The sequence below is a fragment of the Roseateles chitinivorans genome (genome assembly GCF_002761755.1).
Classification (GTDB): domain Bacteria; phylum Pseudomonadota; class Gammaproteobacteria; order Burkholderiales; family Burkholderiaceae_C; genus Roseateles; species Roseateles chitinivorans.
This window is the reverse complement of record NZ_PEOG01000213.1, coordinates 1-444: the sequence shown is the minus strand read 5'-3', so window position 1 is coordinate 444 and position 444 is coordinate 1. Positions and strand designations below refer to the sequence as shown.

Genomic DNA, 444 nt, shown 5'->3' with positions numbered 1-444 from the left:
TGATGGAGGGCATGGACACAACACGGGTGAAGCGGCCAGTGCGTGCCCTCGGGGTGCTCGTGGGCGCGGTGATGGCGCTGCTGATGTGCGCGCCCAGCGGCGTCGCGCAGGCAGCCCCAGCCGAGACCGCGCGGGACGTGATCTCCATCGGGGATCCCGGCGCACCCGGTCAGATCGAGCTCTTCGTCGATCCGTTGTGCCCGTTCAGCGGCAAGATGATCCAGCAGCAGGGCGCCGAGATCGGCAGGCGCATCGAGAACGGATCGCTGCATGTCAACCTGCGGTTCGTGAACTTCCTCGAAAGGCTCTCGGCCAGCGGCACATACGACAGCCGCGCCATCTACGCGGCGTTCGCCGTCGCCGGTTACTCCCGCGACAGCGGCGTGACGTGGCGCTTCGTCGAACAGATCTTCTCGGCCGAGCAGCAACCGAAGGAGCAGGGGA

At 67.1% G+C, this 444-nt stretch carries 1 protein-coding gene; it reads left to right on the top strand.

The window, feature by feature from the left end:
• Nucleotides 1–71 precede the first annotated feature (71 nt).
• A partial coding sequence (locus CS062_RS25425) for a thioredoxin domain-containing protein (RefSeq protein WP_199174384.1) occupies nucleotides 72–444 on the top strand: 373 nt, incomplete at its 3' end.